We start from the raw sequence: 20,785 nt of genomic DNA, 5'->3' as shown, positions 1-20,785 counted from the left end.
GCAGGGGAAGTTTTTCTACAGCCATTCTTCGCCTCGGAAGGGGCGGGCCGAACAAGGCTCTCGCCTGTCCAGCCCACCCCCTTGCTTCGGGAAAGGAGAGGGCGGTGGCAACCAGGGCGCCACCGCCATGCTGGATGATCAGAAGGCAACCTTCAGGCGCACATAATAGGTGCCGCCATCATAGCCGATGGGCGAAGTGTCAGGATAAACCTGCCCCACCGCATAGGTGCCAGCGGCCGTCTTGTTCAGCTTGTCCGGATAATTGTCGAACAGGTTCTGCGCGCCGACCGACAGGGTCACCTGTTCATAGAAGGTGTAGGAAACCTCCGTATCGAACAGCCATTCCGAGCCAAAAGTCTTGGCGTAATTATCCGTATCGGTGAACTTGCTGTAATAGCTGGCGCGGCCCAGTATAGAGAATTCGCCGATGGAATAGATGGCGCTGAAATTGCCGCGCACCTTGGGCAGCTGCTTTTCCAGATCGGCGACGCGGTTGTCACCGATGACCGAGGCATTGCGCTTGATCACCTTGGTCTTGTTGTAATTGGCCGCCGCCGTCAGATCGAGCTTGCCGTCACCGACCTCCACGCTGGTATTGGCCACCACATCCACGCCCTGGGTGCGGGTATTGAAGGCGTTGGTGAAGTAATTGACAGCCCCCAGCGTATTGGCCCCCGGCACGCCCAACGCCGCCAGCGCCGTGCGGTCGGCCGCCGTGGGGTTGAAGTCACCGGACAGCGCGATACGGTCCTTCACCTTGATATTATAGTAATCGGCGGTCAGGGAGATATCCGCCACCTTGGCAACAAAACCGCCGGCGAAGTTGGTGCTCTCCTCCTCCTTCAGCGGCTTGGCACCGAAATATTGCGCCACGGTGCTGGCCGCCGGATAGGTGCCGCGCGCCACCGGGCTGGAGCTGCCGGCGGGGAAATAGGTCTGCACCGAGGAGGTCTGCGACTGGCCGGGCGTGGGGGCGCGGAAGCCGGTATTGACCGAGCCGCGCAGGGCGAAATCATCCGTCAGCTCATACCGGCCGCTGACCTTCCAGTTGAAGGTGGAACCGAAATAGTCAAAATCCTCGTAGCGGCCGGCAACGCCCAGGGTGAAAGCCTCGGTGATGTCAGTTTCGGTATCGACATAGAAGGCGATGTTGTCGCGGGCGAACTGGCCGCTATCTTCCGGGCGGAAGCCCGGATAGCCGTTGGAACCGATCGGCATCCCCAGCTGTGCCCCTGTTACGGGATCGCGGTAGGAGGCATAGGGGCCGACCGTGTAGGAGGCCGTGTCACCGGGGCTGATTTCATAAACCTCGCGGTGGAATTCCGTACCGACGGCCAGGTTCATCGGGCTGGCCAGCCCGATCTCCACCGGATAGGCCAGATCGATATTGGCGCTGGTTTCTTCCTGCACCAGCCGGCCGACATAGAATTCACGCGGGCTTGCCGGCCCCAGCGAGGGGTTGACCGTGTTCTTCAGGTCGTAATCCAGCTGGCTGCGGCCATAGGAGCCGCTGACATTATAGACAAGGCCACTTTCCAGCTCATGCTTGAAGCCGCCCACCAGGGAGGCGTCGCGCAGATCGCCATAGAAGCGCGGCGTGAACCCTTCCGGGAACCATTCGCGGAAGGTGAAACCATCCGGATCACCCGCCACCGGCAGCACCGGGCCATTCACCGCGTGATCGGTGGAAGGCGGGCGATAGAAGAAGCTGCCATTGCTCTTGCTGCGGCCATAATTGCCGAACAGATAGATGCTCTTATTCTCGGTCAGGTCGATGCCGCTATTGAAGACAATGCGCAGGGCCTCCGCATCGGGGGAACCCCAGTTCATCGCCAGATCCTTTTTCGTGGCCGGCGCGCGCGGGTCCTGCACCCCGCGATTGGTCGGATCATTCTGGCTATACTCGGCCGACAGATTGAAGAAACCGTTGGGCCCCAGCGCCAGGCCGACATTGGCGGCCGTCTTCACATTGTCGCCATCGCCTTCATAGGTGGAGCCATACTGGATTTCCGCCGTGCCGCCCTCTGCGGCGTCCTTCAGCTGGAAATTCATCACGCCGGCAATGGCGTCGGAACCGTACTGGGCCGAGGCGCCATCGCGCAGCACTTCCACCTGCTTCAGGGCGATGGCCGGAATCTGCGCCAGATCGGGCGCCTGGGCGCCGGCGGCCAGCGCACCACCGCCCAGCTGCACCAGGGCAGAGCGATGGCGGCGCTTGCCATTCACCAGCACCAGGGTCTGGTCCGGCGGCAGACCGCGCAGCGTCGGCGGACGCACGAAGGTGGAGCCATCGGAAATGGCGTTCCGGCTTACATTGAAGGACGGTACCAGGGTACGCAGAATATCGTTGGTATCGCTGAAGGCCTGCTTTTCCATATCGGCCGGGCTGAACACGTCAATCGGTGCCAGGCTTTCGGTCGCCGTGCGGTTGGCCACGCGGGTGCCGGTCACGATAATCTCGTCCACCTCCTGCGCCACGGCCGGGGCCGTGGCGAGGATGGGGAGAAGGCTGGAGGAGCACAGAATGCCAAGGGCGATCTTGCGCAGTGCCGGATGCTGAGCCGGTGTGCTGTTCTTTACCCGCATCTTATTAAGTCCCCTGTTCAACTCGGTTTTGGTCTCATTCCTCCTCGGTTGCGATTTCCATCCCCGTGATGCCCGTTTGCCGGGCTTGTCGGGGGTCATCAGGGGGAGCGCCGATTTTTCGGACTGAACCCCCGTCAGACCCCACTTCATCCCCACCCGCATTACCCGTGCGGCCGGTGGATGTTTAAAAAAGAAGAGAGCGGGAGGGCGACCCCTCGCCTTCCCGCCCCTGTCGGGTCATTTGGCCTTGGCGGCCACGACCTCGATCTCCACCAACATGCCCGGCACCACCAGTCCTGCGATCTGCACCGTGGAACGGGCCGGCTTGTTGGGCTGTTCGGCGGTGCCGAAGAACTTCGTATAGGCCTTCATCATGCCTTCGAAATCCATCGCCCCGCCCTTGGCCGGGTCACCGACCAGATAGACATGCATCAGCACCACATCCCCCATGGTCAGGCCCTGGGCCTTCAGGGTTTCCTGGATGCGGGTGAAGATGTTGAAAGCCTGGGTTTCGGTGTCACCGTAGACGGTGGTGCTGCCCTTGGGCGCTTCCTTGTTCACCACCGGCGGGGTGGTGCCGCTGAGGAAGATCAGGTCCGAACCGCCCGGCACCAGAACGGAGGAAGCGATGGGGAAATTCGGCACATCGGTGCGTTTGATCCCGTCGGCCTGGGCGGTTCCCACCGCCGCTGCCAGCATAGAAAGCCCGATCAGGCCGCGATAACGCTTCAACATCCAACCTCCTGTTTGAATTTATCGTTTCGCCGTCCGGGCCAGCTTAGCCATGGTCTGGCCCCCGGCCCGGCGGATGGACCAGCCAGACCTTGCGGCTGTCATCCCAGGAAACCCCGGCCAGCAGTTCGGGCCGGCCGGCGGCAGACAATGCCGCCCCCGACAGGTTGGCCGGCCGGGCGGACGCCGCGCGCGGCGCCACCGTCACCACCTTGACGACATTTCTGACCGCGACCCTGACAGCATGTTTGGCCATGTCATCCTTCGTCCTTTAACCGCGTCCGGGCGGACAGCACATCAACAGCGTGCGGGCAGAACCAACCGAGAAATCGTTTGGACCGCCAGTTTCCCGGCAGACCCGCAGCTCTTGACGAAAATCAAGTACAGCAACAAGCGTGCCAGCAGCCAAGGCCAGCCAATGCCACGGATCGCGCACAAGCACGACCTGCTTTCCTGCCCATTCTGCGGGCAGGCAGCCTGAATTCAGGACAGACGCATAGAATTCATGCAGATTTTGGGGGATTTTGCGGGGCATTGCCGGGGACGACGCCCCCTACTGGCAAAAAAAGTGCCAAATCCATAAGTCAGAGCAAAAGACAATATCGACCTTGGTTGAAGCAAAAGCAGATTATGCCGCCCGCCCCCGTCAAACCCCAGGAGATGCTGCCTGTGCCAGGGCAGCGATGGTTTCCCCCGTCGGCGGCGACAACGCCGGCCCCGGACGGCGCCAGAGGGACTGGCCAGGCACTTCCTGGGCGACAAAGCGATAGCCGGCGGCCATCAGTTCGGCCGCCGTGCGCTGCCAGCGGTGGCGATCATCCAGGAACACCTCCCCCTCTGGCAGGCGCACACCCAGGATCAGGTGATGCCCGCCACCAGCGGGCAGTTCCACGATGGTGGCGCGCAGGGCGGCGCGGGGATAGCCCCGGCGCAGCAGCCGGGAAATGGTGGTCATCACCACATCATCGCAATCGCCCGTCATGCCGGTGCCGATGGTGCCCAGCACCTGCCAGACATCCTTGGGCTCCTTCACATAAATCAGATCGGCCACCACCTGGCGGTGGATATGCACCGCCATGGCCAGCGAATCCGGCTTGCCGCTCAACCGGTCGCCCCCCAGAGAGGCCGCTGACCGCCCGCCCAGCGCGGCGGCGCAGCCAGGATCGCGGTCGCCATAGGTCTGGCAATAGGTACGATATTGCGGCAGCGGCGCCATGGCGGCCCCATCCCAGCTGACCGCCAGCGCCGTCGGCGTATTGGCCGCCAGGACCAATCCCACCAAACCCATCAGAGCCAAAAACGGCAAGGGGGAACGCCGCCGACCGCCCCGTGAGACAGGGACAGCAAAGGCCGCCTGCGGCAAGGCACAACTTCCGTAACGGAATTTTAACCAAATAAGCACAATCAAGCAGTAAGTGTTTGCCGACTGCCGCATACGCTGAAATGACACAATGGACGGTATCGGCAAGGCGTTTGCCGCATTGCAATATCGCACTGGCGATATACTTTGTACAAAAACCGCAGACATTGAACAATCTTCTGAAAACGATGATCAGTTTTCCGAATTTACATCAGACGCGATTATTTTCTATTCAGCAAATTGTCTGGCTGACAAATCTCTTTCTATGGCTTTGGGCCGATTGCCAATGAAAAACGGCGCCCAGGGGCTGGGCGCCGTTCAACCATCTACCCCACGTCCCCTTCACGGGGACGGCAATCAATGCACGTTCAGCGGTTCCATATCATGCTGGCGCACCGTGGCCAGTGCCAGATCGTGGCGCGGGACCAGGGCCAGGGCGGTGCCGTCGGCGGCATGGATGGAAAAGGCCGGCTTCCCCTCTGCCAGCACCGGCTTGACATAGGCGATTGCGTTGACGCCCAGCACGGCAAAATCCTTCACCGTCAGGGTCCGCAGAAACTGGCTGGTCTGGTTCATGGTGCCATACTCCTGGCCATGGCCGGCGGGAACGGACCTTCCGCCCCCGCCAGCCCTATCAGGACATGGAAATCCTGAATATCCGGTTTACAAAAAGACGGTAGAGCGGTCCGCCCGCTCAATCCCCGCGTTCGGGCGAAACATCGATGGTGCGCCCGCCGGGTGTCGCCTCTGCCGGGGTGCCGATCTTGATGGTGCGCACCTTGGGTTCCGGGATGGGGCGGCGCAGATCGACATTCAGCAGGCCGTTATTCAGATCGCAGCCCACGACCTCTATCCCCTCCGCCAGCACGAAACTGCGCTGGAACTGCCGGGCGGCAATGCCGCGATGCAGGTAGAGGCGGGACTTGTCATCGGTCTGCTTGCCGCGAATGACCAGCTGATTATCCTCCATCTGCACCTGCAGATCCTCGGCGGTGAAACCCGCCACGGCCAGGGTGATGCGCAGGCCGTCTTCCGACGTCTGCTCGATATTATACGGGGGATAGCCTTCATTCGCGTTCTTGGCGATCCGGTCGAGCGTGCGCTCAAACTGGTCGAAGCCCAGCAGGAAGGGACTGTTGAACAGGGAAAGGCGGGTCGTCACGGCACTGTCTCCTCAACAAGAGCGAGTTGTCGCGCGCCGGACCGGCCTGATGCAGCCGCCTTCCGGCGCGGGAGCCCTGGGGGGCGTGGCCCGCACCGGCACCACGCCCCCTCAGTTCTGCTTACATGGGTATTGCGCGGCGCCCTTCAAGGCAAGGGGGATGCGGTGAAGCGGATCGTATCTGTTTGTCCCAGCCGCTCCCGGTGCGGAATTCCCCCATCCGGTAAGCGAAATCCCCAGAATCTGTGGATAAGTCTGTGAACGTGCGCTGATTCGGCCGCGCCACGCTTGAGCCTCTCCGCTCGTGATTAAATTTTGTGCAATTTTTCGGCAAGAGGATTCTCGAAGCGCGCGCCCTATTCTGCAGGGCGGACCAGCCGCACCCCCTGCCCCAGCCCGGCCTCCGTCGGCCCCAGCAGCAGCACACCAGCCCCCGCCAGGGTCTGCACCAGCAGGGTGGCGCTGGCACGCTGCAGCTCATGACGGCCAGCCTCGAAATCACGCACCGTGCTGCGGGACAGGCCGGCCGCCTGGGCCAGCTCCTCCTGGCTCCAGTCCAGCAAGCCCCGCGCGGCGCGGCACTGGGCGGGGCAAATTTCCGTCGGCATAAGCAGAAAATCCTGATCTGACAGGCGATGGGCGGTTGAAGTAAGGCGTTTTCCAACCATATTGGGCGAATATGACTTAAATGGTTGAGAGGTCAAGGGCGCCGTCAGGGCCAACAAGACCCACGGAAAGGCAGGGATTGGTAATGCATCACGCACCGCTCATTACAATGATCGTGGCTGGCCTGGCGCTGGCCTTCATTTTCGGCATGTTGGCGCAGCGGCTGAAAATCTCGCCCCTGGTGGGCTATCTGGTGGCCGGCGTGCTGATCGGCCCCGGCACGCCGGGCTATGTCGCCGATACCACGCTGGCACCGCAGCTGGCGGAAATCGGCGTCATCCTGCTGATGTTCGGTGTGGGCCTGCATTTTTCCCTGAAAGACCTGATGTCGGTGAAGGCCATCGCCATTCCGGGGGCGGTGGCGCAGATCGGTGTGGCCACCCTGATGGGCATGGCGCTGGCCTGGGTGCTGGGGTGGACCCTCGGTGCCGGTCTGGTCTTCGGGCTGGCCCTGTCGGTGGCCAGCACGGTGGTGCTGCTGCGCGCCCTGCAGGAACGGCGGCTGGTGGAAACCCATCGCGGCCGCATCGCCGTGGGCTGGCTGATCGTGGAGGATCTGGCCATGGTGCTGGCCCTGGTGCTGCTGCCGGCCCTGGCGGGGCTGCTAGGCGATGGCAGCAATGCCGCCCCGGCCACGGTGGCGGCACAGGCCGGCGGGCAGAGCCTGGGCATGGTCATCCTGATCACCCTGGCCAAGGTGGCAGCCTTTGTGGCGCTGATGCTGGTGGTTGGCCGTCGGGTTATCCCCTGGATCCTGCATGAGGTGGCGCATAGCGGCTCGCGGGAGCTGTTCCGGCTGGCCGTGCTGGCCATCGCCCTGGGCGTGGCCTTTGGGGCGGCGGAACTGTTCGGCGTCTCCTTCGCGCTGGGGGCCTTCTTCGCCGGCATGGTGCTGTCGGGCTCCCCGCTAAGCCACCGGGCGGCGGAAGAATCGCTGCCGTTGCGCGACGCTTTCGCCGTGCTGTTCTTCGTCTCTGTCGGCATGATGTTCGACCCGGCCATCCTGGTGAAGCAGCCGCTGCAGGTGCTGGCCACGCTGCTGATCATCCTGGTCGGCAAGTCGGTGGTGGCCTATCTGATCGTGCTGGCCTTTGGCCATCCGCGCCGCACGGCGCTGACCATTGCCGCCTCGCTGGCGCAGATCGGTGAATTTTCCTTCATCCTGGCCGCCTTGGGCGTCTCGCTGGGCATGTTGCCGCCCGAGGGACAGGATCTGGTGCTGGTGGGGGCCATCCTGTCCATCCTGGTCAACCCGCTGCTGTTCACCCTGATCGACAAATATGGCCATCGGCTGGACCCGGCCCTGGCGGAAGGGGAAAAAACCGGGGAGCCGCCGGCTGCCGCCACCCGCGAACTGCCCACCCCCACCAGCCTGACCGATCATGCCATCATCATCGGCTATGGCCGGGTCGGCAGCCTGATCGGCCAGCGACTGGGCCAGGACGGCATCCCCTTCCTGACGGTGGAGGATAATGCCGACCGGGTCGATGCCCTGCGCAAGGAAGGGGTGGAGGTGATCACCGGCAATGCCGTGCTGGCCGATGTGCTGGCCGCCGCCAATGTCGCCGGCGCCCGGCTGATGTTCGTGGCCATCCCCAATGCCTTTGAGGCCGGGCAGATCATCCGGCAGGCCCGCACCGCCAATGCGGATTTACGCATCATCGCCCGCGCCCATGCCGATGCTGAGGTGGAACATCTGCAGCAAAATGGCGCCACCCAGGTGGTGATGGGGGAGCGGGAAACCGCCCGCGGCATGATCGAGGAGGGGTTGGGGCGTCAGGAGCCTGCCCCTATGGCCCTGCCAGCCAGCATACCGGCTTGATGGTGCCAACAAAAAGCCCCGGCGTTCCTGATGAACGCCGGGGCTTTTTTGCTGACAGCAGAGAATAAAGCTCAGAACAGATCGTCGATCTCGCTCTGGTCCATGGTGACATCCGGGTTGCTGTCGGCGATGGAGCCATGGACGATGGCGCTGCCCCGATCTACCAGCGCCTGCAGGCGCTGCCAGTAATCGGCGGCGGTGAAGCCCAGCATGTCCGGATCGTCCCGCATCGGCGACAGGGTGGCCACCGCCTCCACGATCAGGCTGTTCATCTCGTTCACCGCCTCGTCAAACGGTTCCCGATATTCCGGCGGCACATGGTCATAGGCCTCAATGGCCAGCGGCGCAAAGGCCAGACCAGATGTCTCGAAATGCTGCTTATAGGTGCGGGGCGCCCAGGCAACGATCTCGTCCAGCATGTCCGGCATATCGCCGACCATGGACAGCAACATGATCACTTCATTGAAATGATTGAAGTAATCCGTCGATAACAGCGTCCTGTCATCGATGGTCGTGTTACGGACGAGGAGACGATATTGATCAAGCATGGTGGTATCTTGCATGGCCCGTAACCCATACCATATTGTTCTGTGTCAGCATCGCTAAAATTGCATCTAATTCACATACATTACCCTTGTTTCAGCATGGCTGCTTTTCTGCCGGCACACCGGCCAGCCGCCACACCGCCGCAGGCTCCAACCCCTCTGCCCGCAGGGCGCGCAGGGCCTTGGCCCCATCCCGCTTTGACAGGCGCTGGCCTTGTTGGTTAACCAGCAGACCATGATGATGATAGTCCGGCGTCGGCAGGTCTAGCAGCGCCTGTATCAGCCTATGGATATGTGTGGCGTGAAAAAGGTCTTCGCCACGCGTCACCAGGGTGACCCCTTGCAGGGCATCATCCACCGTGACGGCCAGGTGATAGGCGGTGCGCACATCACGCCGCGCCAGCACCACATCCCCCAACAAAGCCGGATCGGCCGTCACCTGGCCGCAGCCCCGATCATGCCAGAATAATGGCCCCGTCAGCGCCAGTGCCTTGGCCACATCCAGGCGGATGGCGTGCGGTTCCCCGGCGGCAACGCGGTCGGCGGCCTGTCCTGGGTCCAGCCGGCGGCAAAGACCGGGGTAAAGCGGCCCGTCCGGGCCGGCCGCCAGCAGATGCGGGGCGGCACCGGCCCGCGCAATCTCCTCGGCAATGTCCTTGCGCGAACAGAAACAGGGATATGTGACGCCCAGCGCCGCCAGCCGGGCCAGGGCAGCGGCATAATCATCCATATGGTCGGACTGGCGGCGCACCGGCTGCGGCCAGGACAGGCCCAGCCAGGCCAGATCTTCCAGCAACGCCTGTTCATATTCCGGGCGGCAGCGGTTGGGATCGATATCCTCTACCCGCAACAGAAAGCGCCCACCCGCCGCCCGCGCCGCGTTCCAGGCAAACAGGGCGGAATGGGCGTGTCCCAGATGCAGATAGCCGGTCGGGCTGGGGGCGAAACGGGTGACGGGGGTGGGCATGGGACAGGTCGGCGGGCGCAGCATAAGATTATTCCGTCGCTACACCCAACCGCCCGGCGTGGCAAGGTGCAGCACCACCCCCTGTCCGGAATTGGTAGAACGCAAGAGATGGCGGTGTGCCACCCCCAGGAACACAAGGGGTTGAGTGGCATTTTCGTTGCAGACCCATGACAATTACGAAGGGACCGCGCGGGGCGGGTTGTCAGAAGGGCTCGGCCCGTTATATGTAATCGTCACGTTCCAGCCGGCCTTCGACCCCGAATGCGGCGCGCCGTTTTGCCCTTGGCAGACGGGCGGCGCGGAACGGGGGCCAAGGGGGCGGCTGGCACTTTTTCGGAACGGCAGAGGGGGTGGAAATTGTCACCACCTTTTGATGGTTGTCCGGCGTTGGTGCTGAATGCGGATTTTCGTCCGCTGAGCTACTTTCCTTTGTCACTTTGGTCGTGGCAGGAAACGGTGAAGGCCGTTTTCCTGGACCGGGTGAATATTATCTCCCACTATGACCGGACCGTGCGTTCACAGCAGCTCACCATGCGGCTGCCCAGTGTGATCAGCCTGAAGGAATATGTGCCGTCCAACCGACGGCCTGCCTTCACGCGCTTTAACGTCTTCCTGCGGGATCGCTTCACCTGCCAATATTGCGGCAAGCCTTTCCCCACGCATGAGCTGACATTTGACCATGTGATCCCGCGTTGCCGGGGCGGGCGCACCAGCTGGGATAATGTCGTCACCTCCTGTTCGGCCTGCAATCTGGCCAAGGGCAGCCGGCTGCCGCACCAATGCGGGATGCATCCGCGCCAGGCCGCCTTTGCCCCCACCGTCTATGAATTGCAGGAAAATGGCCGGCATTTCCCGCCGACCTTCCTGCATTCCAGCTGGCGCGACTTCCTGATCTATGGCCAGGAAACCGAACCGGCCGACCTGCAGGCGGAACTGGTGGAGGAGGAAGAGCAGGGACATGGCTTCCCCAGCCGTATGACCAGCGCCCAATATTGGGGGGCGGAACTGGATCAGGGATAAAAGGGCGGCCCGACCGGGACCGCCCTTTTTCATGCGCTGGTTTTGGGCAATCTTCCGTCCGTTCATGTTTGAATGTTCACCTTGATCAAGACCTGTGGATCTTGATCAAGGCTATTGAGTATTTGTGTCCGGTGGCGGATTGGGCTCCGTCACCTGCGCCGGCGTGGGCATCATTTATCGGGAAAGCGGGCAAGCCAGCTTTGCGCCAGTGGCAAAGTGAGGACTGGTCGAGGAAGGCCGAAACCCTGAACGGCTTCCCCCCTCACCCCACCGGCTTGCCGATCGGGCACACCTCTTCCCGGTCCACGATGTCAAAGGTGAAAATCCATTTGGCGATACCGGTCAGGATGGCGGCGACGAAGCCCAGTTCCACGATCTGGCCATCATCATAATGGGCGCGCAGGCGGGCGTGCAGGTCGGCGGATAAATGGCCGTCCATGTTCTGCAACGTCATTTCATCCGCCAGCGCAATCACCGCCCGGTCTTTCTCGCTCCAGACCGGGGCGTCGGGCGTGTGGATGGCGTCGATCATTTCCTGGGTGATGCCGGCGGCCAGCGCGTCCAGCGTGTTGGAGCGGTTGCAGAGCTGGCAGCCATGCTGCTTGGACAGCTTGATGCGCAGCAATTCCTTGCTGCGCACATCCACCCGCATCCCGGGCAGGCGATTATAGAAAATGCCGCCGTAAAATTCCTCGAAATACCAGCGCATGATATCGGGCTGGTGGGCTATCACCTCAATGATGGTGCCGTCGCCCGTCTTTTCGACACAGCGATGGAAGGCGGCGGCGATGGACGGGCTCATCGCCGCCAGCGGCACGCGGGGCATCACGGTGTTCGGCATCGGCGGCACCTTCTGTTAAATGACATTAAAATATATCATTCAACAGAAGGTACCAAAACTCAATCGCGCGGCCCCAGATGGCGGCCCCCGCGCTGGCGGGCCAGCGTGATCTGACGCTGGCGTTCGCGCAGCGCTGCCCGACGGGCCGGTTCATCCCGGTCGGCACAGGCGGGGCAGGCCACCCCTTCTTCAAATCGCGGGTCGGCACGGTCGGATTCGGTCAAAGGCGCGCCGCAGCCAAGGCAGGCGCTGACACCCTCCACCGGCACCAGCCCATGGCCCAGCGCCACCCGTTCATCAAAGACGAAACAGCCGCCGGACCACAGGCTGTCTTCCGGTCCGATACGTTCCAGATAATTCAGGATACCGCCCTTCAGGTGGTAAACCTCCCCGAATCCCTCGGCCAGCATGAAGGCGCTGGCCTTCTCACAGCGGATGCCGCCGGTGCAGAACATGGCGACGCGGCGGTGCCGCTGCGGGTCCAGTTCACGGCGAACATAGGCGGGGAATTCCCCGAAACTGGCCGTGCCGGGGTCCACCGCCCGCTGGAAGCTGCCCAGCGCCACCTCAAACCCGTTGCGGGTATCGATGACCAGGGTGTCCGGATCGCTGATCAGGGCGTTCCAATCCTCCGGCTCCACATAGGTACCGACCTGCCGGGTAGGATCGGCGGAAGGTTCCTTGATGGTGACAATCTCCCGCTTCAACCGCACGCGCAGGCGCAGGAAGGGCATGGTTTCATCCGCCGACCAGCGCGGTTCCAGCGGTTCCGTCAGCCCGGCGGCCTCGGCAATCGCCACAATCGCACGCCGCATCGCCTCCGGTTCGGCGGCCAGGGTGCCATTGATGCCTTCCGGTGCCACCAGCAGCGTGCCCTTCACCCCTTCCGCCTCACACAGCGCATGAAGCCGGTCACGCAGGCCCGCCGGGTCGGTGATGGGGGCGAAACGGTAGAAGGCGGCGATGGCATAGGTCATGATGGCAGGACGGACTTTATCGAAGACAGGGACTCGTGGGCTTTTCCGTGGCCGCTGGCCTGGATGCAAGGGCAAAAAGCGGGGGGCGGGAATGGCCCTGGCAATGATGTGCCAGCCACATCATCCCGGCCATCCCCGCCCAGCCTTTGGCTTTTTACGGATTCAGCGCCTGAATCCCGCCTTGATTGCGTGTAAAGCATACGCCGCCACCCTGGCCTCAAGCGCCCGGCCTTGCCTAGAGCCGGCTTTTTTGCTCTAAGGGTGGCTCTGTCTTTCCCGCTGGCTGTTCCCAGGTGGCTTGCCCATGTCCTTGCGTGCCCTGTCCATGATCGGTCGAACCGCCCTTTTGGGCTCCCTGGCCCTCGGGTTGTCTGCCTGCGGTGTGCTGGAAAGCGTCGGCCTCGGTTCGTCCGAGCCGGATGCCCCGCAGCCCAACCAGACCTTCCGCCAGAACAGCGATGGCAGCGCCGGCATGAATGTCGCCGCCCGCCCCGCTGGTACGGTGGCCGTCAATGCTTTCCTGTGGCGTGCCGCCCTGGATACGGTGGAATTCATGCCCATCATCCAGGCGGACCCCTATGGTGGCATCATCCTGACTGACTGGTACGCCCCGCCGGCCACGCCGACGGAACGTTTCAAGGTCAATCTCTATATCGTTGACGCCGCCCTGCGCGCCGATGGCGTGCGCGCCAGCGTGTTCCGCCAAGTGCAGCAGAACGGCGTCTGGGTTGATGCCCCGGTCACAACCGAAACCCGTACCCAGCTGGAAGACAGCGTGCTGACGCGCGCCCGCCAGCTACGTCAGCAGGCTGTCGCCGCTGAGGCGAAGTAAATCAAGATCGCGCCGGGCGGCAGCCCCTGTAACGGGTGACGCCCGGCGAAGCGACACCCGTTACCCCTTCCAAGGCTGCCCCCGATGTCCCGCTATAATGTCCGTGAAACCGAAGCCAAGTGGCAGTCCATCTGGGACGAGCGCCGCAGCTTTGCCGTCACCGCCGATCAATCCAAGCCCAAGACCTATGTGTTGGAAATGTTCCCCTATCCGTCGGGGCGCATCCATATGGGCCATGTGCGCAATTACACCATCGGCGACGTGATCGCCCGCTATAAGCGGGCCAAGGGTTTCAACGTACTGCACCCGATGGGCTGGGACGCCTTCGGCCTGCCGGCGGAAAATGCGGCACTGGAGCGGAACACGCATCCGGGCACCTGGACGTACGAGAACATCAAGGCGATGCGCGCCCAGCTGAAGACGATGGGCCTTGCCATCGACTGGGAGCGGGAAATTGCCACCTGCCGGCCGGAATATTACCGGTTCGAACAGAAGATGTTCCTGGATTTCCTGAAGGCGGGCTTGGCCTATCGCAAGGAAAGCTGGGTCAATTGGGATCCGGTGGACAATACCGTTCTGGCCAATGAACAGGTGATTGACGGGCGCGGCTGGCGCACGGGTGCGCTGGTGGAAAAGCGCAAGCTGTCCCAGTGGTTCCTGAAGATCACCCATTTTGCTGACGAACTGCTCTCCGCCATCGGTACGCTGGACCGCTGGCCGGAGAAGGTCCGCATCATGCAGGAGAACTGGATCGGCAAGTCCCAGGGCTGCCGCTTCTTCTTCGAGCTGTCGGGCGGTCATGCCGATCTGGAAGTGTTCACCACGCGGCCCGACACGCTGTTCGGTGCCAGCTTCGTGGCGATCAGCCCGAACCACCCGCTGGCCGCCACGCTGGCGGAGGGTGATGCCGATCTGGCCGAATTCATCGCCGAATGCAACCGCATGGGCACCAGCGAAGCCACGCTGGAACAGGCGGAAAAGAAGGGCTATCGCACGCCGGTGACGGCCGAGCATCCCTTCGTCAAGGGCTGGCACCTGCCGGTCTATGTCGCCAATTTCGTGCTGATGGAATATGGCACGGGGGCGATTTTCGGCTGCCCGGCGCATGACCAGCGCGACCTGGATTTCGCCCGCAAGTACGATCTGCCGGTGAAGCCGGTGGTGGTGCCGGCCGATGCCGATCCCGCCAGCTTCCAGGTGGGGAATGAGGCCTATGCCGGCCCCGGCCTGTTGCGCAATTCCGACTTCCTGGATGGCATGGAAGTGGAAGCGGGCAAGAAGGCCGCCATCGCCAAGATCGAGTCGCTGGGCCGTGGCCAGGGCACGACCATGTTCCGCCTGCGGGACTGGGGCGTGTCGCGCCAGCGTTACTGGGGCTGCCCGATCCCCATCATCCATTGCCCGGATTGCGGCGTGGTGCATGTGCCGGAAGACCAGTTGCCGGTGACCCTGCCGCCGGACGTAACCTTCGACCAGCCGGGCAACCCGCTGGCCCGCCATGCCACCTGGAAGCATGTGAAGTGCCCGTCCTGCGGCAAGGATGCGGAGCGGGAGACGGACACGTTCGACACCTTTATCGAGTCGAGCTGGTATTTCCTGCGTTTCGCCGACCCGCGCAACGAACAGGTGGCCTTTGACAAGGAACTGGTGAAGTACTGGCTGCCGGTCGATAATTATATCGGCGGCATCGAACATGCTGTTCTGCACCTGCTCTATTCCCGCTTCTGGACCCGCGCCCTGTCCCATGTCGGTTATCTGGACTTGGCCGAACCGTTTGGCGGCCTGTTCACCCAGGGCATGGTGACCCACGCGACCTTCCAGGATACTGACGGCAAATGGATGTTCCCCACCGACGTGGAAATCCAGGGCACGACGGCCAAGAAGATTGCTGACGGGTCGCCGGTGACGGTCGGCCCCGTCATCAAGATGTCGAAGTCGAAGAAGAACGTCGTCGATCCGGAAGGCATCATCGGTTCCTATGGCGCCGATGCCGCCCGCCTGTTCATGATGTCCGACAGCCCGCCCGACCGCGATCTGGAATGGACGGAGGCCGGCATCGATGGTGCCTGGCGCTATATCAACCGGCTGTGGCGTCTGGTGACGGAACCGGGCTTTGACCTGCCCGCCGCCAACAGTGCCCAGCCGGACAGCTTCGGTGCCGATGCCACGGCCATCCGCCGCGCCGCCCACAAGGCAGCCGCCGGCGTGGGGGAGGATATCGAAGGTTACCGCTTCAACAGCGCCGTGGCCAAGCTGCGCACCTTCACCAACGCGCTGGGCGATGCCCTGTCCAAGCTGGCCGCCAAGAAGGGTGCCGTCGGCGCTGACGAGGCTTGGGCGGCACGCGAAGCGCTGGAATATATGGCGCAGATCGTGCAACCGGTGATGCCGCATCTGGCCCAGGAAATGTGGGCCGAGCTGGGCCATGCTGACCTGCTGGTGGAACGCAACTGGCCGGTGGCCGACCCGGCCCTGGTGGTGGATGACAGCGTCACCATGGGTGTGCAGGTGAATGGCAAGCTCCGCGCCACGCTGACCCTGCCGCGCGACTGCGCCCAGGATGTGGCCCAGGCCGCAGCGCTCGCCGATGCCAATGTGCAGCGCGCCCTGGACGGCAAGGAACCGCGCAAGGTGATCGTGGTGCCCAACCGCATCGTCAATATCGTGGCGTGATGGGATGGGGGCCGGGCGACCGGCCCCTGTTATCTAATTGCTTTTCCTCCGTCATCCCGGCGAAGGCCGGGATCCAGGGGCCACAATCACAGACCTTGAAGCTGCGTTGAATTCGGTCGAGAGGTCGGTCCAACGGCCCCTGGATCCCGGCCTTCGCCGGGATGACGGAAATAACGGCGGTGGGATAAGGTGAGGCAACTAAGGGGCCACGCCAACCACCCATGGCCGCCGCCCCCCATCCACGTTAAACTGCGCCGCCGCCCCTGCCAGGGAACGATTAGTCCATGTCCAAGCGCCTGATTGCCGCCGCCCTTATCGCCCTGCTGCCGCTGGCCGGCTGCGGGTTCCAGCCGGTTTATGGCACACGGGCCGGCGGCGTGACGGCCGGCATGGCCCTGGCCAATGTGCAGATCGACCCGATCCCCGACCGTAACGGTCAGGTGCTGCGCAATAACCTGATCGACCGTTTTTATAGCGATGGTCGCCCGGCCGACCCGCGTTACCGGCTGGCCGTCGCCCTGTCGGCGGCCGAAGAGCAGTTGGGCATCCAGAAGGATGCCACGGCCACCCGCGCCCGCCTGCGCCTGCAGGCCAATTATGAACTGATCGATAATCACAGCGGTCAGGTGGTCTATCGCACCTTCTCCCGCTCCGTGATCAGCTTCAACCTGCTGGACAGCCAGTTCGCCGTGCTGGCCAGCCGCCAGGGCGCCTATGACCGTGGCCTGACGGAACTGGCCGACGATATCCGCACCCGGCTGTCGCTCTATTTCGTCCGCGAAGCCCGCTGAGGGGGGCGTCGTGAAGGTACAGCCCCGCAACGCCGATGCCTTTGCCAAACGCCCCGGTGCGGCCACCCGGCTGGTGCTGTTCTATGGCCCCGATCCGGGCCTGGTGCGCGAACGCGGCAAGCTGGCCGCGCAATCTGCCTGTGCCGACCTTTCCGACCCGTTCCGGGTGACGGAGATGAAGGCCGACCAGGTAACGGGCGATCCGGCCCGGCTGTCCGATGAAATGGCCGCCATCGCCCTGACCGGCGGGCGCCGCGTGGTGCGGCTGCGTGATGCGGATGAAAAGCTGGCGCCGGCCATCATCGGCCTGCTGAAGGCCATGCCCCCCGGCGATACGCTGCTGGTGGTGGAGGCGGGTGAACTGGACGCCCGTTCCAAACTGCGCAAGGCGGTGGAGGATGCCGGGGAAGAGGCAGCAGCCATCGCCTGCTATGTGGAGGGGGAGGATGAGCTGGCCGCCACCATCGGCCGCATGATGGTGGACCATGGGATGCAGATCGATCCGGAGGCGCGCGACTGGCTGGCCGGCAATCTGGTCGGCGACCGCGCCATGGCGCGCAGCGAGATCGACAAGCTGGCGATCTATATGCTGGGCGAAAAGCGGGTGACCCTGGCGGATGTGCGAGCCGTGATCGGCGACAGTGCCGCCCTGGACCTGGATGAACCAGCCATGGCCGCCGCTTCGGGCGATCTGGCGGAGGTGGATCGCAGCCTGCGTCGCCTGTTCGCCGATGGCACCAGCACCGTGGCCATCCTGCGCGCCGCCCAGCGGCATTTCCAGCGGCTGCATCAGGCGGTGGCCCATATGGCCCATGGCCAGACACCGCAGCAGGCGGTGAAATCCCTGCGCCCGCCCGTCTTCTTCAAGCTGGAAACGCCGATGGTGGCCCAGGTGCGGCGCTGGACCCTGCCGCTGCTGGCCCAGGCCCTGACCCGGCTGGTGGAGGCAGAGGCCGATGCCAAGCGCACCCATATGCCGGATGAAACGATCTGTGCCCGTACCTTCTTCCAGCTGGCGCAATGGGCTAAGCGCGGCGGGTGATGCCGTAAAGACCGGGAGGATCGGGCGATGAATGTGGTGATGCTGCTCTATCCCGGCCTGACCCAGCTGGACCTGACCGGCCCGTTTGAGGTGCTGACCCGGCTGAAGGAATTGACAATCCATCTGGCCTGGAAGGATACCGGCCCCGTCACCGATGGGGGCGGCCTGCGCCTGCTGCCGACAGTGGATTTCGCCCAGTGCCCGCCGGCCGATATCCTGTTCGTGCCCGGCGGCCCCGGCCAGCTGGCGCTGATGGATGATACGGTCGTGCTGGATTTCCTCTGTGCCCAGGCGGCCCAGGCCCGCTATGTCACCTCGGTCTGCACAGGATCGCTGCTGCTGGCGGCGGCCGGGCTGCTGACCGGCTATCGGGCCACCTGCCATTGGCTGTCGCTGGAGCAGTTGGCCCTGTTCGGCTGTGAGCCGGTGGCCGAACGGGTGGTGGTGGATCGGACCCGTGTTACCGGCGCAGGCGTGACCTCGGGCATTGATTTCGCCCTGGTGCTGGCCGAACTGCTGTTGGGGCGGGAGCGGGCAGAAGCGACCCAGCTTTCCATGGAATATGACCCGGCCCCGCCCTTTGCCGCCGGCAACCCACAACAGGCGCCCGCCGATCTGGTGGCCCAGCTGCGTGAGCGTGCCGCGGGTTTTCAAACCCGCCGCTGGGAAGCCGCCCGCCGCGCCGCCACCCGGTTGGGCCTGCAGGGTGATACAGATTTTTAACGCGGGGCTGGTTAGAGCCGAACTGTCGGATAAAACTCTGCCCCGAACACTGTTCCTAGGTGGAAACGCCAGCCATAACAGATGCGGCGCGCGGCACCGACAGTCGACTTACTTTGCGAACATCGCCGCAAACGATACTGAAGATTGTTTTTTGGCGCACCGCGCCGGGTGATGATGAGAACTACGTCTACGCTATAGCCCTCTAATGCCGCACACGATCAGTGGGGCCGCTATTTCAGTTAACCCATATATGCCAAACAGCGATATCGCCAGGAAGCTTGCCGCTTTGGGCACCATGCACATAAGTGAAATAGCGCCCATGATCGGATCGAGCGACGTCCGGCAATGAAACCGCGCACTTTTGCGGTAGTGACACCACTGCATACTCTGGTGGCGAAAGTCCCATTGCCGCCGCAAGGAATGGGCTGAGGTGGCTCTCTGTGGAGGCACCGCCCCTGACGTAGGCAAGCATCATGGCCTCTCGATTAGTCCAAGCATAATCGCCGGTCGTGAAGCGGGCCAATCCATCCCGGCAATAAAGATCAACTGTCTTACCCTTTGCCAGATCGATGAGTTTGCATTCGACAATCAACGGAAAGAGGTGCTTTCGGCTCGTAAGTGATATCTGGATGTCGGGCCGCATCTCAAAACGGGTTGCATCATAGTTTTTTGTCTCTGTCCCGCGCGAGACTGCTCGTACCACCATGCTTGCCAGAGGATCATCGCCTACCAGATGGTTCAGGCGATCAACCATCAAGCTGTTGAGATGCTTTTCGTCGCCGCCAGCGACAGCGGCTGGATAATCAGCTTTTATCCCTGTGTAGGCTTGCTGAAGCAGTTCGAGAATTAGCTCGATATGCGAATGGTCGAGCGCTGGCAGCGGGAGTTCCTGCCCCCGGATCAGTTCAGATAGATGATCTTGCAGACCGGTAACTAGTCCACTCATGTTCTGGGGCGCTCCCTGAACAACTCGGGTCGCGTCCAGATCAGGCGTTGGGCAGCCAAGCGCGCCTGCGTTTCGCTCCAGTATCTCGATTGGGCGAGGAGCATTATGGCCAGGCTGTGCTCGCCTTCATCTACGACGATTTCAGTTGCGCTCGTGCGATCGGCGACAGCCGTGAGCGCACGAATATCCGCCAGCGAACCTCCGTCAGGACTGTCGCTTTCGACGCTTCGGCAAGCCAAAACACGAAGCGCGCGCCAAGGTGAAGCCCCCTGATCAGGAACGCGAATGACGCGAACAGCGCATTCAAACCGCTTTGCAAACCGGGCGAGTTCTATTTCCAAAGTTCGGCAGTATGTTTCGACCTGATCAACAGATGGCTCGCTCTGCGCCATTTCCCGGTTTGACGCGTAGGGAAGGTTGAAGCGGAGTGTGTCATCAATGACGGTCAGGTCTCGCTCGCCAAGCCCATAGAGTTTTGCCACCCAGGCATCGACCTCCGGCCAAGCGTCATTGCCGTCTTGCTCCAAACGCCCGAAAAGCTCGCCCACCTCGTGCACCAGTTTTTCCGAGAGTGACTCGAATGGCGGAATGGCGACCTCTTCCAGAATGGACTTCTCTATGACCTCGCGTTCAAAACCGAACTCTCCGCTGGTGATTAGCGATATCCAGAGCGCGACCCGGCTCCCAAGCACGAGCGCAAGATAGCGTGCCAACAGCGACGCCTCGGGCGCTCCCGCTGTGCTGAATCCGTACCAACTCTCGTTGAACACGATGTCACGATCACAAACCGACATCTGTATCCGCTGCAATTGCGCAGGCGGTGATTTGTGAACGAGTAGGATCGGCCCGTTATAGATGGACCTGCTGCGCGAGCGATGAAGACGATCCAAGCTGAATGCCGGGAGCCGTAAAGGGTCTATGACCAAGTTAGCGGACGTCACATCATCCAGATGGGGGAGACCGTGCAAATGACTGGCGTCGTCCCCGACCGTGCCATCACCATGTTGGACTTGCCCTGGAAAAGTGGAGAGCCATTGACCTAAAATTCGGGATTGAAGGAGGTTTTGATGGTTCGAGTTAAGCAGGGGAAGGTCACGGCA

The 20,785-nt window shown here is 62.8% G+C and carries 20 protein-coding genes and 1 pseudogene; 7 read left to right on the top strand and 14 right to left on the bottom strand.

All coding sequences use genetic code 11. The features are described 5' to 3' along the window. Positions 1 to 138 precede the first annotated feature (138 nt). From CHB97_RS24645 to CHB97_RS24610, 8 genes are all read right to left on the bottom strand, one after another. On the bottom strand, positions 139 to 2,586 hold the full coding sequence (locus tag CHB97_RS24645) for a TonB-dependent siderophore receptor (RefSeq protein WP_089290683.1): 2,448 nt from the start codon (positions 2,584 to 2,586) through the stop codon (positions 139 to 141). A 237-nt stretch (positions 2,587 to 2,823) separates the two neighbouring features. Beyond that, on the bottom strand, positions 2,824 to 3,321 hold the full coding sequence (locus tag CHB97_RS24640) for a RidA family protein (protein WP_089290682.1): 498 nt from the start codon (positions 3,319 to 3,321) through the stop codon (positions 2,824 to 2,826). Between the two features lie 43 nt (positions 3,322 to 3,364). Continuing rightward, entirely contained in the window at positions 3,365 to 3,574 is a 210-nt protein-coding gene (locus tag CHB97_RS24635) for a hypothetical protein (protein WP_089290681.1), read from the bottom strand. A 15-nt stretch (positions 3,575 to 3,589) separates the two neighbouring features. Beyond that, the gene (locus tag CHB97_RS24630) at positions 3,590 to 3,853 is read right to left on the bottom strand and encodes a hypothetical protein (protein WP_089367517.1); all 264 of its coding nucleotides are present in this window, start codon (positions 3,851 to 3,853) and stop codon (positions 3,590 to 3,592) included. 111 nt (positions 3,854 to 3,964) lie between these two features. Then, the gene (locus tag CHB97_RS24625) at positions 3,965 to 4,597 is read right to left on the bottom strand and encodes a transglutaminase-like cysteine peptidase (protein WP_160106244.1); all 633 of its coding nucleotides are present in this window, start codon (positions 4,595 to 4,597) and stop codon (positions 3,965 to 3,967) included. A gap of 438 nt (positions 4,598 to 5,035) precedes the next feature. Continuing rightward, positions 5,036 to 5,254: a DUF1150 family protein gene (locus tag CHB97_RS24620; protein WP_089290679.1), complete on the bottom strand. Its 219-nt coding sequence runs from the start codon at positions 5,252 to 5,254 to the stop codon at positions 5,036 to 5,038. A gap of 118 nt (positions 5,255 to 5,372) precedes the next feature. Next, the gene (locus tag CHB97_RS24615; RefSeq protein WP_089290678.1) at positions 5,373 to 5,840 is read right to left on the bottom strand and encodes an Hsp20 family protein; all 468 of its coding nucleotides are present in this window, start codon (positions 5,838 to 5,840) and stop codon (positions 5,373 to 5,375) included. 356 nt (positions 5,841 to 6,196) lie between these two features. After that, positions 6,197 to 6,448, bottom strand: coding sequence for a helix-turn-helix transcriptional regulator (locus CHB97_RS24610; RefSeq protein WP_089290677.1), 252 nt, complete (start codon positions 6,446 to 6,448; stop codon positions 6,197 to 6,199). Between the two features lie 143 nt (positions 6,449 to 6,591). Here CHB97_RS24610 and ybaL point away from each other — a divergent pair, with 143 nt between their 5' ends. Beyond that, positions 6,592 to 8,328, top strand: a complete 1,737-nt coding sequence (gene ybaL, locus CHB97_RS24605) for a YbaL family putative K(+) efflux transporter (RefSeq protein ID WP_200820116.1) — start codon at positions 6,592 to 6,594, stop codon at positions 8,326 to 8,328. A 71-nt stretch (positions 8,329 to 8,399) separates the two neighbouring features. Here ybaL and CHB97_RS24600 read toward each other — a convergent pair whose 3' ends face one another. Both CHB97_RS24600 and gluQRS read right to left on the bottom strand, forming a co-directional pair. Continuing rightward, a complete protein-coding gene (locus tag CHB97_RS24600; protein WP_089290675.1) occupies positions 8,400 to 8,891 on the bottom strand; it encodes a hypothetical protein in 492 nt (163 codons plus the stop codon). A gap of 76 nt (positions 8,892 to 8,967) precedes the next feature. Beyond that, the gene (gluQRS, locus tag CHB97_RS24595; RefSeq protein ID WP_244559695.1) at positions 8,968 to 9,864 is read right to left on the bottom strand and encodes a tRNA glutamyl-Q(34) synthetase GluQRS; all 897 of its coding nucleotides are present in this window, start codon (positions 9,862 to 9,864) and stop codon (positions 8,968 to 8,970) included. Between the two features lie 333 nt (positions 9,865 to 10,197). On the opposite strand from gluQRS, the pseudogene CHB97_RS24590 reads away from it, so the two are divergent. After that, a pseudogene (locus CHB97_RS24590) lies at positions 10,198 to 10,752 on the top strand (HNH endonuclease); the annotation flags it as partial. A gap of 370 nt (positions 10,753 to 11,122) precedes the next feature. Here the strand turns inward: CHB97_RS24590 and CHB97_RS24585 are convergent. Beyond that, positions 11,123 to 11,701 carry a carboxymuconolactone decarboxylase family protein gene (locus CHB97_RS24585; RefSeq protein WP_089290673.1) on the bottom strand — a complete coding sequence of 193 codons (579 nt, stop codon included), beginning with the start codon at positions 11,699 to 11,701 and terminating at the stop codon, positions 11,123 to 11,125. Between the two features lie 59 nt (positions 11,702 to 11,760). Next, the gene (locus CHB97_RS24580) at positions 11,761 to 12,678 is read right to left on the bottom strand and encodes a rhodanese-related sulfurtransferase (protein WP_089290672.1); all 918 of its coding nucleotides are present in this window, start codon (positions 12,676 to 12,678) and stop codon (positions 11,761 to 11,763) included. Between the two features lie 304 nt (positions 12,679 to 12,982). On the opposite strand from CHB97_RS24580, the gene CHB97_RS24575 reads away from it, so the two are divergent. The 5 genes from CHB97_RS24575 (at position 12,983) to CHB97_RS24555 (ending at position 18,739) form a co-directional block, all read left to right on the top strand. Continuing rightward, positions 12,983 to 13,510 (top strand): DUF3576 domain-containing protein, encoded by a 528-nt coding sequence (locus CHB97_RS24575; RefSeq protein ID WP_089290671.1) that lies wholly within the window; start codon positions 12,983 to 12,985, stop codon positions 13,508 to 13,510. A gap of 84 nt (positions 13,511 to 13,594) precedes the next feature. Then, positions 13,595 to 16,183 carry a leucine--tRNA ligase gene (gene leuS, locus CHB97_RS24570; RefSeq protein ID WP_089290670.1) on the top strand — a complete coding sequence of 863 codons (2,589 nt, stop codon included), beginning with the start codon at positions 13,595 to 13,597 and terminating at the stop codon, positions 16,181 to 16,183. A 284-nt stretch (positions 16,184 to 16,467) separates the two neighbouring features. Then, the gene (gene lptE / locus CHB97_RS24565) at positions 16,468 to 16,974 is read left to right on the top strand and encodes an LPS assembly lipoprotein LptE (protein WP_089290669.1); all 507 of its coding nucleotides are present in this window, start codon (positions 16,468 to 16,470) and stop codon (positions 16,972 to 16,974) included. A 10-nt stretch (positions 16,975 to 16,984) separates the two neighbouring features. Continuing rightward, positions 16,985 to 18,016, top strand: coding sequence for a DNA polymerase III subunit delta (gene holA, locus CHB97_RS24560; RefSeq protein WP_089290668.1), 1,032 nt, complete (start codon positions 16,985 to 16,987; stop codon positions 18,014 to 18,016). A gap of 27 nt (positions 18,017 to 18,043) precedes the next feature. Further along, positions 18,044 to 18,739 carry a DJ-1/PfpI family protein gene (locus CHB97_RS24555; RefSeq protein WP_089290667.1) on the top strand — a complete coding sequence of 232 codons (696 nt, stop codon included), beginning with the start codon at positions 18,044 to 18,046 and terminating at the stop codon, positions 18,737 to 18,739. 235 nt (positions 18,740 to 18,974) lie between these two features. Here the strand turns inward: CHB97_RS24555 and CHB97_RS24550 are convergent, their stop codons facing one another. Together CHB97_RS24550 and CHB97_RS24545 are read right to left on the bottom strand one after the other, a co-directional pair. Next, on the bottom strand, positions 18,975 to 19,685 hold the full coding sequence (locus CHB97_RS24550) for a hypothetical protein (RefSeq protein WP_089290666.1): 711 nt from the start codon (positions 19,683 to 19,685) through the stop codon (positions 18,975 to 18,977). Next, on the bottom strand, positions 19,682 to 20,785 hold a 1,104-nt coding region (locus CHB97_RS24545), incomplete at its 5' end, for a hypothetical protein (RefSeq protein WP_211098336.1). The genes CHB97_RS24545 and CHB97_RS24550, both read right to left, overlap by 4 nt.

It is taken from the genome of Azospirillum sp. RU38E (genome assembly GCF_900188385.1).
Lineage (GTDB): Bacteria > Pseudomonadota > Alphaproteobacteria > Azospirillales > Azospirillaceae > Niveispirillum.
Note: the sequence above shows the minus strand (reverse complement) of the source record. Positions and strands in the feature narration are given on the sequence as shown.

Excerpts from the sequence above, each read along its gene's own strand:
- lptE (WP_089290669.1), top strand. The coding sequence starts at position 16,468 with ATGTCCAAGCGCCTGATTGCCGCCGCCCTTATCGCCCTGCTGCCGCTG.
- CHB97_RS24580 (WP_089290672.1), bottom strand. The coding sequence starts at position 12,678 with ATGACCTATGCCATCGCCGCCTTCTACCGTTTCGCCCCCATCACCGAC.
- ybaL (WP_200820116.1), top strand. The coding sequence starts at position 6,592 with ATGCATCACGCACCGCTCATTACAATGATCGTGGCTGGCCTGGCGCTG.
- CHB97_RS24620 (WP_089290679.1), bottom strand. The coding sequence starts at position 5,254 with ATGAACCAGACCAGCCAGTTTCTGCGGACCCTGACGGTGAAGGATTTT.
- CHB97_RS24610 (WP_089290677.1), bottom strand. The coding sequence starts at position 6,448 with ATGCCGACGGAAATTTGCCCCGCCCAGTGCCGCGCCGCGCGGGGCTTG.
- CHB97_RS24550 (WP_089290666.1), bottom strand. The coding sequence starts at position 19,685 with ATGAGTGGACTAGTTACCGGTCTGCAAGATCATCTATCTGAACTGATC.
- CHB97_RS24600 (WP_089290675.1), bottom strand. The coding sequence starts at position 8,891 with ATGCAAGATACCACCATGCTTGATCAATATCGTCTCCTCGTCCGTAAC.
- CHB97_RS24630 (WP_089367517.1), bottom strand. The coding sequence starts at position 3,853 with ATGCCCCGCAAAATCCCCCAAAATCTGCATGAATTCTATGCGTCTGTC.
- CHB97_RS24575 (WP_089290671.1), top strand. The coding sequence starts at position 12,983 with ATGTCCTTGCGTGCCCTGTCCATGATCGGTCGAACCGCCCTTTTGGGC.
- leuS (WP_089290670.1), top strand. The coding sequence starts at position 13,595 with ATGTCCCGCTATAATGTCCGTGAAACCGAAGCCAAGTGGCAGTCCATC.
- CHB97_RS24645 (WP_089290683.1), bottom strand. The coding sequence starts at position 2,586 with ATGCGGGTAAAGAACAGCACACCGGCTCAGCATCCGGCACTGCGCAAG.
- CHB97_RS24640 (WP_089290682.1), bottom strand. The coding sequence starts at position 3,321 with ATGTTGAAGCGTTATCGCGGCCTGATCGGGCTTTCTATGCTGGCAGCG.
- CHB97_RS24585 (WP_089290673.1), bottom strand. The coding sequence starts at position 11,701 with ATGCCGAACACCGTGATGCCCCGCGTGCCGCTGGCGGCGATGAGCCCG.
- gluQRS (WP_244559695.1), bottom strand. The coding sequence starts at position 9,864 with ATGCTGCGCCCGCCGACCTGTCCCATGCCCACCCCCGTCACCCGTTTC.
- CHB97_RS24555 (WP_089290667.1), top strand. The coding sequence starts at position 18,044 with ATGAATGTGGTGATGCTGCTCTATCCCGGCCTGACCCAGCTGGACCTG.
- CHB97_RS24635 (WP_089290681.1), bottom strand. The coding sequence starts at position 3,574 with ATGGCCAAACATGCTGTCAGGGTCGCGGTCAGAAATGTCGTCAAGGTG.